This is a genomic window from Bacteroides caecigallinarum, from assembly GCF_021530995.1.
Taxonomy (GTDB): Bacteria; Bacteroidota; Bacteroidia; order Bacteroidales; family Bacteroidaceae; genus Phocaeicola; species Phocaeicola faecigallinarum.
Genome location: NZ_JADYTF010000029.1, coordinates 1 through 13,000 on the forward strand (window position 1 = coordinate 1; position 13,000 = coordinate 13,000).

The 13,000-nt window shown below is 42.7% G+C and carries 13 protein-coding genes; 6 read left to right on the forward strand and 7 right to left on the reverse strand.

Annotated features, from left to right (window positions below):
* The 4 genes from I6E24_RS05940 to I6E24_RS05955 form a co-directional block, all read left to right on the forward strand.
* Positions 1-124: transposase (locus I6E24_RS05940; RefSeq protein ID WP_235326881.1), on the forward strand; the 124-nt coding region annotated here is incomplete at its 5' end.
* A 141-nt stretch (positions 125-265) separates the two neighbouring features.
* Positions 266-532 (forward strand): hypothetical protein, encoded by a 267-nt coding sequence (locus tag I6E24_RS05945; RefSeq protein ID WP_235327050.1) that lies wholly within the window; start codon positions 266-268, stop codon positions 530-532.
* A gap of 104 nt (positions 533-636) precedes the next feature.
* Positions 637-1,203 carry a YdeI/OmpD-associated family protein gene (locus tag I6E24_RS05950; protein ID WP_235327052.1) on the forward strand — a complete coding sequence of 189 codons (567 nt, stop codon included), beginning with the start codon at positions 637-639 and terminating at the stop codon, positions 1,201-1,203.
* A gap of 265 nt (positions 1,204-1,468) precedes the next feature.
* On the forward strand, positions 1,469-2,758 hold the full coding sequence (locus I6E24_RS05955; RefSeq protein ID WP_204404788.1) for an MATE family efflux transporter: 1,290 nt from the start codon (positions 1,469-1,471) through the stop codon (positions 2,756-2,758).
* Between the two features lie 354 nt (positions 2,759-3,112).
* On the opposite strand, the gene guaA is transcribed toward I6E24_RS05955, so the two are convergent.
* The 7 genes from guaA to I6E24_RS05990 form a co-directional block, all read right to left on the reverse strand.
* Positions 3,113-4,666, reverse strand: coding sequence for a glutamine-hydrolyzing GMP synthase (gene guaA, locus I6E24_RS05960; protein WP_235327054.1), 1,554 nt, complete (start codon positions 4,664-4,666; stop codon positions 3,113-3,115).
* Positions 4,667-4,776: 110 nt separating this feature from the next.
* On the reverse strand, positions 4,777-5,568 hold the full coding sequence (gene nudC / locus I6E24_RS05965) for an NAD(+) diphosphatase (protein WP_235327056.1): 792 nt from the start codon (positions 5,566-5,568) through the stop codon (positions 4,777-4,779).
* 3 nt (positions 5,569-5,571) lie between these two features.
* A complete protein-coding gene (locus tag I6E24_RS05970) occupies positions 5,572-6,132 on the reverse strand; it encodes a hypothetical protein (RefSeq protein ID WP_235327058.1) in 561 nt (186 codons plus the stop codon).
* Positions 6,133-6,159: 27 nt separating this feature from the next.
* Positions 6,160-6,792 (reverse strand): DUF1847 domain-containing protein, encoded by a 633-nt coding sequence (locus tag I6E24_RS05975; protein ID WP_235327060.1) that lies wholly within the window; start codon positions 6,790-6,792, stop codon positions 6,160-6,162.
* 10 nt (positions 6,793-6,802) lie between these two features.
* On the reverse strand, positions 6,803-8,938 hold the full coding sequence (locus I6E24_RS05980; RefSeq protein ID WP_235327062.1) for a Tex family protein: 2,136 nt from the start codon (positions 8,936-8,938) through the stop codon (positions 6,803-6,805).
* Positions 8,939-8,954: 16 nt separating this feature from the next.
* On the reverse strand, positions 8,955-10,235 hold the full coding sequence (locus I6E24_RS05985) for a GTP-binding protein (protein WP_235327064.1): 1,281 nt from the start codon (positions 10,233-10,235) through the stop codon (positions 8,955-8,957).
* The gene (locus I6E24_RS05990; RefSeq protein WP_235327066.1) at positions 10,228-11,892 is read right to left on the reverse strand and encodes an AMP-binding protein; all 1,665 of its coding nucleotides are present in this window, start codon (positions 11,890-11,892) and stop codon (positions 10,228-10,230) included. The genes I6E24_RS05985 and I6E24_RS05990 overlap by 8 nt, the downstream gene beginning before the upstream one ends.
* Before the next feature lie 225 nt (positions 11,893-12,117).
* Between I6E24_RS05990 and I6E24_RS05995 the strand changes: the two genes are divergently transcribed.
* Both I6E24_RS05995 and ruvC read left to right on the forward strand, forming a co-directional pair.
* Positions 12,118-12,423, forward strand: coding sequence for a DUF4286 family protein (locus I6E24_RS05995; protein ID WP_235327068.1), 306 nt, complete (start codon positions 12,118-12,120; stop codon positions 12,421-12,423).
* A complete protein-coding gene (gene ruvC / locus I6E24_RS06000; RefSeq protein ID WP_235327070.1) occupies positions 12,420-12,989 on the forward strand; it encodes a crossover junction endodeoxyribonuclease RuvC in 570 nt (189 codons plus the stop codon). Before I6E24_RS05995 ends, ruvC begins: the two co-directional genes overlap by 4 nt.
* Positions 12,990-13,000: the final 11 nt, after the last annotated feature.

The following is a 13,000-nucleotide window of genomic DNA, read 5'->3' on the forward strand; positions in this document are numbered from 1 at the left end:
AGAAGGCATCAACAACAAGATAAAGGTCATGAAGAGAACGGCATATGGATTTAGGGATGAACGATACTTTGAATTGAGGCTATATGCACTGCATGATTGCCGCATCACGCGAAATGTCGGATGAACCAAAAAAGGTGTGAGAACCACTATAGCCAAAGACTACACAGGTACAAGTGTTTTTTGCTATGAACTGGCTGTGCGGAAAAGTACAAATCAATTGACAGGTTACATGCATTGTGTTTCTACGACAGTTCAAGATCAAACGATGGAAGCAGTTGTATGTGGTATATTTGATGTCATCTTTAATGGTAAGGAACTCAGTTGGCGAGAAAATCAATTACTTTATAGGGATAATCCTATAGAAGAAGACAAATACAAGCCTGTAGCTTTCGATTCTAAAGTTCGTATTTATCTTAATGAAGGGAAAGTCGTATATGAGTATCTTCCTACACTTTGGGATGTCAATCCGAGAACATTGGAAAAAAGATTATCCAAAGATGATTATCCTCCATATATATCAAAAGAGGTATAAATACAACATAAAAATATTATTCTAAGTAGGTAATTAGGTAACAATCTGCGAATCCATTTTACTGGGAGGCCAACATTGCAAAATGCAAATTGAAATAACAAATAATGGAAATTCATAATTTACTGGATGTCAAATCAAGAACCGAGCTGCGTGAATGGCTAATACAGAACCACAAAACGGAGAAAGAATGCTGGGTAGTCGTGAAACATGGAAGACCTACAGATGACAATACTTTTTGGTATATCGATGCTGTAGAAGAAGCCCTATGCTTCGGTTGGATAGACAGTACTACAAAGACAATAGCAGATGATGTAACAGCCCAGAAGCTTTGTCCACGAAAGCCACGAAGCAATTGGTCCGAACTCAACAAAGAGAGATGCCGCAGAATGGAACGGTTAGGACTGATGACCGATGCCGGAAGAGCTGTCCTGCCGGATATGTCACCTAATGGTTCCATCATAGACAAGGATATATTACAGAGGCTACAGTCTGACCCGGTAGTGTGGAACAACTTCTGCCAATTCCCTGACTTATATAAGCGAATCAGAATTGATACTATCCAAATAAAGAGGAATCAGCCCGAACTTTTCGAAAGCCGCCTGAATAAATTCATAGAAAATACCCGAAAAGGGCTTCTCTACGGAGAATGGAATGACAACGGAAGATTATAAAATTACAGGAAAGCATTAACCTATTTCTATTTTTATTATCTTTGTACCAAGGATATTAAAAAACAAAGATTGTTCAACCTATGAAATGGCAATTGTGCATATAGCTGCGCATAATAAATAGCATTCCCAATTCAAGCTATTGTTAATATACAGGCCTATGATACAGGTCTGTACTTCTTTATTTTGCCATTATATCAAATAATTACTTTACAAATAAGTTATGTCACCAGTTGACAGGACTTGTTGTATTTTATCATGTTGAACAATGAACTATACATATAAAAACATATGGCTCATCAACTTTCCGGTTATGATGAGCATCCTTATCGAACAACTTATTAATATAACTGATGCTATCTTCTTAGGTCATGTTGGTGAAATAGAATTGGGGGCATCTGCACTCGCTGGAATCTGGTATCTTGCCATTTATATGCTCGGTTTCGGATTCAGTCTGGGGCTGCAAGTCGTTATTGCACGGCGTAATGGCGAGCAGCAATATTCAGAAACAGGTAGGACATTCTTTCAAGGACTGCTTTTTCTGTCGGGTTTAGCAGTTCTACTGTATACTATTTCGAAAATATTATCTCCCATGATTCTGAGCAATCTGATTGCATCTGAGAAAGTATATTCTGCTGTTATAGACTATTTGGACTGGCGCATTTGGGGATTGATGTTTTCATTTCCATTTCTTGCATTGCGATCTTTCCTTGTCGGTATCACACTTACAAAGCCCTTGAACAAAGCTGCCTTCACTGCAGTATTGGTGAATATACCTTGTAATTGGCTACTCATATTTTATTTCGATATGGGAATAGCCGGTGCTGCTATAGCGTCATCTTTTGCCGAATTATGCTCATTGATAATATTGTCTATCCATGTTTTACGAAAAATGAACAGAAAGGTTTATGGTCTGAACTGGCAGTTTAATAAAAACATATTCCATCATGTCTGCCGTGTATCTATCTGGAGCATGTTCAATCCGTTTATTGGTGTAGCCTCATGGTTTGCCTTCTTCGTAGCCATTGAGCATTTGGGCGAGTTGGAACTGGCAGCGACAAATGTCATACGCAGCATATCCACCTTGTTTTTCGTCATAGTCAATTCACTGGCAGCAACTACAGGCTCATTGGTAAGTAATCTTTTGGGAGCAGGACAAAAGAATCATATTTTCCCGTTATGTAACCGGGTTATCCGTTTGGGATATGCCGTGGGATTCCCACTTATTATCTTTTCTATAATCTGTTTCAATTCACTTTTCAATATTTATTCGGATAATGAGAGTCTGGTACAAATAGCACAGCTACCATTTACAGTAGCTTTGTTGAATTATGCTTTTGCCTTACCTGGTTATGTATATATGAATGCTGTCACAGGGACAGGTGCCACACGTACAACCTTCATTTTTCAAGCTGTAACCATTATAGCCTACCAGATTTATTTATGGACGATAAGCAATTTCAGCACATCCCTGTCTGTATATTGGACTGCAGAATATTTATATGTGATATTGCTTGGAGTGCTTTCCATTATCTATCTTAAATGCAAAAACTATTGATCATTTAAAGCCCATGATGAAAAATATATCCTCGCCCATAACTGTTTGCTTCATGCGGTTGTGAGGAATTTTTCGGTATTGCCGAGACGAACATTTCATTTGTTTTTTAATTCCTTCAGTTACAGCAAAGAGCAGTTTTTGTACATTTAAAATATTAATTGAAAAGTGTACCAGTAGAGGATATCTGGATAAATATATGAAAGTTGAACAAATCAACTGAAAGAATCTGTTTAAAATTCTTTTAGTGCTAAGATTTGACATATGTAGTGATTGTATATCAACAAAATAGCCCCAACTTTTTTCAAGTTGAGGCTACTCCAAATGCCTTTATAAAGGCTATAAATAGGGTTTAAATTATTCCCATTCGATTGTTGCAGGTGGTTTTGAAGAGATATCGTAGCAAACGCGGTTTACGCCTTTCACTTTGTTGATGATATCGTTAGAAACCTTTGCCATGAACTCGTATGGAAGATGAGCCCAGTCGGCAGTCATGGCATCTGTACTTGTTACGGCACGCAATGCAACGGCACGTTCGTAAGTACGTTCGTCACCCATCACACCTACACTCTGTACTGGCAACAGGATAACACCAGCCTGCCATACCTGATGGTACAAAGATGTTTCGTTTCCTTCAGCATCCTTAGTCTTCCAGTCGCGCAATCCCTGAATGAAGATGTCGTCTGCATCCTGAAGGATACGTACTTTCTCGCGGGTTATGTCGCCAAGAATACGAACAGCCAGACCCGGACCCGGGAAAGGATGACGTGTGATAAGATGTTCTGGCATTCCAAGTTCTCTACCTACACGGCGAACTTCGTCCTTGAACAACAGACGCAATGGTTCGCAAAGTTTCAGGTTCATCTTTTCAGGCAGACCACCTACGTTGTGGTGACTCTTGATTACTGTACCTGTGATAGAAAGAGACTCGATGCAGTCAGGATAGATAGTACCCTGAGCCAACCATTTTACATCCTTTATCTTATGAGCTTCTTCGTCGAATACATCGATGAAGCCTTTACCTATAATCTTACGTTTGCGTTCAGGTTCTGTAACACCGGCCAGTTCGCTGAAGAACTTTTCGCTTGCATCAACACCGATTACGTTAAGACCGAGGCATTCATAGTCGTGAAGTACGTTCTTGAATTCGTTCTTACGCAACATACCGTGGTCAACGAAGATACATGTCAAGTTCTTGCCGATAGCCTTGTTAAGAAGAACTGCTGCTACAGATGAGTCAACACCACCGCTCAAACCAAGTACTACCTTGTCATCGCCAAGCTGAGCCTTAAGTTCGGCTACTGTAGTTTCGATAAATGAAGCTGCGCTCCAGTCCTGCTTACCGCCACAGATGTCAACAACAAAGTTTTTCAAAAGCAGAGTACCATCTTCTGAGTGGAATACTTCAGGATGGAACTGCACTCCCCAAAGCTTTTCGTTCTTTGCTTGATAAGCTGCTACTGCTACCTTGTCGGTAGAAGCTATGATTTCGAAGTTTTCAGGTATTGCTGTGATTGTGTCGCCATGACTCATCCATACCTGTGAATTCTCGCGGATTCCTTTGAGAAGAGGATTCTGATGGTCGAACTTAGCCAGGTGTGCACGTCCGTATTCGCGTGTGTTGGCTGGTTCTACCTTACCTCCATTGGTGTATGCCATGAACTGTGCGCCATAGCATATACCCAAGATAGGATATTTGCCACGGATGTCAGTAAGGTCAACCTTAAAGGCCTTTTCATCATAAACAGAGAATGGACTACCTGAAAGGATTACACCAATAACAGACGGGTCATTGTGTGGGAACTTGTTGTAGGGAACAATCTCGCAATACATGTTCAGTTCGCGGACACGGCGACCGATGAGCTGTGTAGTCTGTGAACCGAAGTCGAGAATAATAATCTTTTCCTGCATATAAGTTTATTGGTTAAAATAATAACTGTGCAAAGTTAATAAAAAGTAAGGACATTATTTTTATAAATCCTTATTAAATTGTGTTTAAGCCTGTATTATACCGGTTAGAATCACACTTTTCCTTCCAGCCAGGCGTCAATCATCTGTCTGGCTATACTGAGTTTCTTCGGAATTTCCGGCATATTGTCGCGCGAATAGAACTCTCCGGCGCTGAGTTCTTCGTCCTGAAGCTTGATTGTACCGCTTTCATAGTCGGCAATGAACCCTATCATTATTCCGCTCGGATAAGGCCATGGCTGACTGCCGAAATATCTAAGATTTTTTATTTTCAGCTCTGTCTCTTCCATCACTTCACGGCGGATACATTCTTCCAGTGTCTCGCCTGCCTCCAGAAATCCTGCTACCAGACCTTTGTATTGTCCTCTGAAATTCTTTGCATGCACCAGCAGCACCTGGTCTTCTTTCTTTATAAGCACTATTACTGCAGGCGATATGCGCGGATAGAATTCCTGACGGCATTCAGGGCATCGTTTGGCGATAGGAGAGACCTGTACTGTAGGGACACCGCACATAGGACAGTAGCGGCTGTTCTTGTCCCAGTTCAATATCTGTGATGCTTTACCGGCTCTGTAATATTCTTCGAACGGAAGCACATCGTACGAAGCTCTCAGATCCTTCATCATCATTTCGCTGTCTTCGTTTCCAGGGACAGGCGAATGTATGGCATATGTTTTGGCCGTGTAGCCGTTAATTTCGCCTATGGTGTGTATCGTACAGCCTACCGGTACCGCAACTGGTGGTTCCTCGCCGTAAGGTATGTGATATTTGCCATCAGAATCTTTTACAATCAATAATTGTCCGGAGTTGAACACGAACCATCCGGATATTTCCTTTTCATCCATAGTCTAGCAGTCTCCCAAATTGACTTTTTCGAACTTGTAACCCATTCTTTTGAGCTGTATGGCAGCTCCTGTCCTGTACATAACTCTCACGGCACGCGCGAAAACATGGAAAGCTGTAGGGCTTTGTGGCTCAATCTGTTCGTGACGGATAAGGTCAATAGCTTTTTGCGCACATCTTCTTATTATCTCCTCTATGTTTTTGGCATCTTCGCTATCCAGAGGGATACCTATAATGTCGCGTATCAGATGTTCGTCCATGTCGTCAAATCCCTGTTCGCCATAGAAATCTTTATATTTGGCTTTAGAGATAGTATTCCAGTCTATATCCCATCCGTAGGCTACTGCCATACCCAGATATGCTGCCCATGCCACTGAAACTGTAGGGTAGTCCTGAACCTGCTCCACGGCATCGGCTATATATTCAGGAGCCAGTACCTCCCAGTAATTGTCTATGTCGTCTGTGGCAAGCAATGAGCCGCCAAGAAATTTATAGTTTGTGCAGAGTCTCAGTATCTCCTGCTGAAGTTTCCCTTCGAAATTATCCAGATATTCTTTTAATTCCATCGGTTTATAATTTTTGTGTTATATTGTCTACTTGAAGAATTTTTTGCGATAATATGAATTAGCGGTATAAAGAGCCGCTACCGGATTGTTGCCCGTCACACGGTCTTTAGTGACCAGTGTCGTGACGTAAGCGTCTGAATATTTATAGAACAGGCTGTCGTGTCCCACACACAGACCGATTACTACGTTCAGGTCGGTCTTTGCATTGTTCAGCAGCCTTGCCTGCATTATCGGGTTACACATGGCCGGACCTATCTTCTCGCATTCTGCCGGTATTCCCATTGATGTTTTTGCCTGTCCTGCGACTTTGCATATCACCGAATAGACTTCGAAACCGTTTGCTCTCAATATCTTTGCGAAAATACGTGCTTCGTTTATCAGACCGATGCAGTTAGCTATACCGATTCGCTTTGCATTTATTTTCCTGGCAAATTCCATTATTTCCTGTACTCTGGTCCACTGGCAGTAACCTTCGTATTCTACTTCGGCACTGGCTATCATTATTTCTCTGTTTCTGCCTTCGTCATATCTTTCCAGGGCCCATTCCTTATCTTCTTCCGTCAAAGAAGTGGTAAGGCAGAAATCAGGGTATGTACGGTCCTTGAATTTGCAGTTCTGTGTGCCACAGTCCACACATGTGTGTATTGTTTCCTGTTCCATATTATCCAATTTACTTCATTCCTTTCATCGTAAGCTGTACACGCTTCCTTTCATGGTCTATTCCAAGAACCTTGACACGTACATGCTGATGTATGCTGACCACCGTAGTAGGATCACTCACGAACTTATCGGCTAGCTGGGAGATGTGTACAAGACCGTTCTCCTTTATACCTATATCGACGAAACATCCGAAGTTGGTGATGTTTGTCACTATGCCCGGCAGTTCCATACCTTTGCGGAGGTCGTCAAGTGTCTTTACGTCCTTGTCGAACTCGAAGACCTGAATCTGCTGACGAGGGTCTCTACCCGGTTTGTCAAGTTCCTTCATTATGTCGTTCAGGGTAGGGAGACCTACGGTGTCGGTGACATATTTCTTTATATCTATTTTAGCTCTCAGTTCCTTGTCCTTGATAAGGTCTGCCACGGTACATTTCATATCCTTTGCCATCTTTTCCACTATGGCATAGCTTTCAGGATGAACGGCAGAATTGTCGAGAGGATTGTTGGCTCCCGGTATTCTAAGGAAACCGGCACACTGTTCGAAAGCCTTAGCTCCCATACGCGGAACTTTCAAGAGTTCTTTTCTTGATGCGAAAGGTCCGTTTTCAGTTCTGTAGTCCACAATGTTCTGAGCCAGTGAGGGCCCTAAGCCTGATACGTATGTCAGAAGATGCTTGCTGGCAGTATTGAGGTTTACTCCGACAAGATTTACGCAACTTTCCACTGTGCGGTCAAGAGATTCTTTCAGCTTGGTCTGGTCGACATCGTGCTGATATTGTCCTACACCGATAGATTTTGCGTCAATCTTTACCAGTTCTGCCAACGGGTCCATCAGACGGCGGCCTATGGAGACTGCTCCACGCACAGTTACATCGTAGTCAGGGAATTCCTCACGGGCTGTTTTCGAAGCCGAATATATTGAAGCACCGTCCTCGCTTACCACGAACACCTGCACCTCACGGTCGTATCTTTGGGAAGTTACGAAACGCTCTGTCTCACGGCTTGCGGTTCCGTTTCCTATGGCGATTGCCTCTATCTTGTATTGTTCAACGAGTTTTACAATCTTTCTTGCAGCCAATGCCTCTTCCGATTTAGGAGGATGAGGATATATGGCTTCGTTGTGAAGCAATGTTCCCTGAGCATCCAGACATACCACCTTGCAGCCTGTTCTGAATCCAGGGTCGATACCCATCACACGTTTCTGTCCCAATGGTGGAGCAAGAAGGAGCTGTCTCAGGTTCTCGGCAAATACACGGATTGCCTCCTCGTCGGCTTTCTCTTTGCTGAAGGCTGAGAACTCTGTTTCTATAGCCGGTTTTAGCAGACGCTTGTAAGCATCCTTTACCGCTTCCGCCACTTGCGAAGAGCATTCGCCGTTACCTCTTACGAACTGGCGTTCAAGTCGGTCAGTACATTCATCGTCTTCTTCCGGTGAGATTGTAACTTTCAGAATTCCTTCGGCTTCACCACGGCGGATTGCCAGCAGACGGTGTGATGTACAGCGTTTCAGTGGCTCGCTGAAATCGAAATAGTCGCGATACTTTGCAGCATCCTCTTCCTTCTCTTTGCCTTTCACCACTTTGGCTGTTATGACAGCCTGACGTGTAAATATATTTCTTACTTGATTTCTTGCTCTTTCATCTTCGTTCACCTGTTCGGCAATGATGTCGCGTGCACCTTTCAGCGCATCTTCTTCGTCCTTTACTTCACCCTTTACGAATTGGGCTGCCTTTGCCATAAGGTTGTTTTCGCGCTGCATCATCATGATGATCGCCAGTGGCTCAAGTCCTTTCTGACGAGCGGCTTCAGCTCTCGTTTTTCTTTTAGGTTTGAAAGGAAGATATATATCCTCCAGTTCTGTAGAGTCCCAGCAGTTCTCTATTCTGTTCCTCAGTTCGGCAGTCATTTTGCCCTGTTCCTCTATAGTGGAAATGATGGTTTCCTTGCGTTTTGCAAGTTCGCACAGTTTTTCGTATCTGTCGTTTATTTCGCTTATCTGCACCTCGTCCATACCTCCTGTGGCCTCTTTCCTGTATCGGCTGATGAACGGTATGGTTGCTCCGCCCTGAAGAAGTTTCAGAGTGTTTTCCACTCTGTGTTCCTGCAGCTTCATGGCGGCAGCTATCATCTTGCTGAATTGTTCCATGTGTATTAGTTTAAGTTTATTCTTTTACAAGGCATGAGTCAAGCTCTTTGATGAGCTGTTCCTTGTCCATATTTTTCCCTATGAATACTATTTTCTGCATTCTGTCGCCGTACTTCTCGTCCCAGTCCCTCATCAGTCCGGGTTCCTGTTCCAGCAGTCTTTTGATGTCTGCTTCCGGCAGGGTGGCATACCACAGTCCGGCTTCGGAAATCTGCTTCTGCTTGCCTGCCTGTTCGAACAGGTACGACATCTCAGGCTGGTCGCTGAAATAGCATACGCCTTTGGCGCGTATTACGCTTTTCGGCCATCTTGACGAAATGAAGTAGTCGAAACGGTTCATGTCGAATGCGGCACGTCTGAAATAGAGTAGTGTGCTTATGCCGTATTCCTCAGTTTCGCCACCCTCGTGGTGATGATGGTGTCCGCATGAGCATTCTCCTTCGTGGTGATGATGTCCGCATGAACACTCTTCCCCATGGTGATGATGCTCTTCATGATTGCAGTGACATTCCTCATCATGATGGTGATGATGGCAATGCCTGTCTGTATCTTCTTCCGTTACATGCTTGCCAAGTTCCTGTACCCATCCTGCTGATGCTGCTACATGTTCGTATCTGAACATCGAGGTTGAAATGATTCTGTCGAGGTCAATATCTGCATAGTCGCATTCTATAATCTCGGCTGCAGGCTGAAGTGTCTTGACTATACGGTGTATGGTTTCAAGCTCTTCGGAACTAACTTCTGAAGCTTTATTCAGTAAAACTATATTACAGAATTCAATTTGGTGTATAAGCAGATTTTCGATGTCGTCTTCAGAAAGATTTTTCTCTGTAAGGCTTTCCGCACAGCAGAATTCATCTTTCATGCGAAGTGCGTCAACCACTGTTACCACAGAGTCAAGGCGTGTGATGCCGTACTTGGTATATGCACCTCCCAGTTGAGGTATCGAGCAGATTGTGTTTGCTATGGATTCCGGCTCACATATTCCACTTGCCTCTATAACTATATAGTCGAATTTCTCTGTTTTGAGAATTCCGAAGATCTGTTCTATCAGGTCTGTTCTCAGGGTGCAGCAGATACATCCGTTCTGCAGGGCCACAAGGCTGTCGTCGTTCATACCGACAACTCCCTGACGCTGTATAAGTTCGGCATCAATGTTCACTTCACCGATGTCGTTTACAATGACAGCAAATCTGATACCTTTTTTGTTGGAAAGAATTTTGTTGACGAGAGTGGTTTTACCACTTCCCAGGTATCCTGTAAGCAACAGTACAGGTATTTCTTTAATTTTATCCATCTATATTCTGATATAAAAATCTCTTGATGCTCTTCTTTGCTGTTTTCTCAAATTCTTCAGGATACAATCTGACTTTTGAAATTTGTGAATAAGCAGGCAACAATTTGTTAAGTTCAATTCTGTTTTGCTCGATAGCTTCTTCAAGCTGTTTCATTGACATGCCCTTGGCAAATGCTTCATCGCTGTCAGGATAAACCAGAGCCACAAGCTTTTCTCCTTTGAGAATTATAAGTGATTCGTTCACTAATGGCATATTATTAAGTCTGGCTTCAATCTCTTCAGGATAGATGTTCTGGCCTGTAGATGTGAGGAGCATATTTTTGCATCTGCCCTTTATGTATATGTTTCCTTTTGCGTCTTTAATGGCCATGTCGCCGGTATGAAGCCATCCCTCGCTATCTATTGTTTGTGATGTGGCTTCTTCGTTCTTAAAATACCCCAGCATTACGTTTTTACCACGGCATACCAGTTCTCCAGGTATTGTTTCAGGATTTGCAGACAATACTTTTGTCTCCATATTGGCTACAGTTTTTCCACAAGACTGATATTCCACCTCGTCCCATCTGCTGTGGCATATAAGTGGTGCACATTCGGTCATTCCGTATGCGATAGTGTAAGGAAAATTTATCTTTCTGAGGAATGCCTCTACTTCGGCATTGAACGGCGCTCCACCTATTACTATTTCAATGAAATTGCCACCGAACACTTCCATGGCGTGATGTCTGATCTGTTCTTTTATCTTGTCGCTTATGATAGGAAGGTCAAGCAGAATTTTCCCGATTTTGTTGTCCACTTTTGGCAATATATTCTTCTTGATGATTTTTTCTACGATTAGAGGAACGCATGCTATTATTCTCGGACGAATTTCGGCAAATGACTCAGCAATGATTTTCGGACTAGGCATACGTGTAAGGAACCACAGGTGTGCTCCTACGGTGATACCGTAAAGAAAATCGAATACCAGACCGAATATGTGTCCCAATGGAAGCATTGATACAATTCTGTCTCCCGGCTTTAATCCCACTTTGTCGTGTATGTGAATAATGTTTGATGTGATAGCCCTGTATGGCAGCATGACGCCCTTGGAATAACCGGTCGTTCCCGAAGTATAGTTGATTATAGCCAGTTCTTCAGGTTCTTCTCTTCTGTATGACACTTGTTCTGCTCTGAAACGGCAAGGATATTTCTTTCCGAATTCTTCATTCAGATGCTCTCTGGCGTATGTCAGTTTTTCTGAGCGTGAGACTACAAGGTCGAAGTTTTTCAGTTCGATGATACCTTCTATGTTTGGCATTGATGCTTCGTTCAGGTTTTCCCATATCTGGTCGCCTGCGAAAAGCATTCTTGATTCAGAGTGATTTACTATATGATGGATATTATCCGGTTTGAATTCATGCAGTATAGGCACTGCCACTCCGCCATACGTGATTATGGCAAGGAATACAGCAGTCCAGTTTGCACTGTTGCGTCCGCATAAAGCTATTTTATCTCCCGGTTTTATTCCTGCATGCTGGAGCAGGATATGCATTTTCTCTATCTTTCTCGCTACGTCCTTATATTGGAGTGTCACTCCTTTATAATCCGTAAGCGCATTTCCATCCCAGTTTTGTTTTATGCTATTTTCTATTAATTCAATAAAGCTGTTGTTTAATTCCATGTCAAAATATGTACACATTTCATGATAATGTGTGCAAAAATAGTAAAAGTTGGTTTAACGTCATCACGGTATGTTTATTTATTTTTAATTATTCCTACTATTTGGGCATAAAAACTTACATTTAGATAAAAAAGGCTTCACCTCGGAATTAAAAGTTGAAAACCAAGTTTTCACTTTGTACTTCTCTCGGTTTGCACTATCTTTGCACAAATAAATTTACATATTATGCTTATTTACAATACTACTTTTCATGTTGAAATGAATGATGCCAGAAATTTCGTTATCTGGCTGAACGAGTGTTATATTCCTGAAGCAGAGAAAACCGGAGAGTTGAAGAATCCGCGTATTTTGCGTATTCTGAGCCATAAGGAACAGGATAGTGAATGCTTCTCGCTCCAGTGGGAGGTTGAAGACAGCGCGGCTCTTCACAACTGGCATACCAAGTGTGGTGCCCGTCTTAATGAGGAAATGACAAAGATTTTCAAGGATAAGATTATAGGTTTCCCTACTTTGATGGAGGTAATAAAGTGATTCAGCCCGTTAAGGAAAAGATAATTCTTGGTATAGACCCCGGAACAAACATTATGGGATATGGTGTCATCAAGGTTGTTGGCACCAAAGCCGAAGTTGTCACCCTTGGTGTGATAGACATGCGTAAGTTTACCGATCCGTATCTCAAACTGAAGCATATCTACGAACGTGTGCAGGGGGTGATAAACTCATACCTGCCTGACGAGCTTGCCATAGAGGCTCCTTTCTTCGGCAAGAACGTACAGTCCATGCTCAAACTGGGCAGGGCCCAAGGGGTGGCTATAGTGGCGGCATTGTGCAGGGATATACCTGTAACGGAATATGCCCCTCTAAAAATTAAGATGGCCATTACCGGCAATGGTCAGGCAAGCAAAGAGCAGGTGGCGGACATGCTGCGACGTATGCTTAAAATCAGGAAAGAGGATATCGGACCGTTTATGGATGCCACAGACGCCTTGGGAGCGGCATATTGCCATTATCTGCAGATGGGACGGCCTGAAACCCATAAAGCTTATTCGGGTTGGAAAGATTTTATTGCTAAGAATCCTGATAAGGTGGTGAAGTGAATTTAAAAATC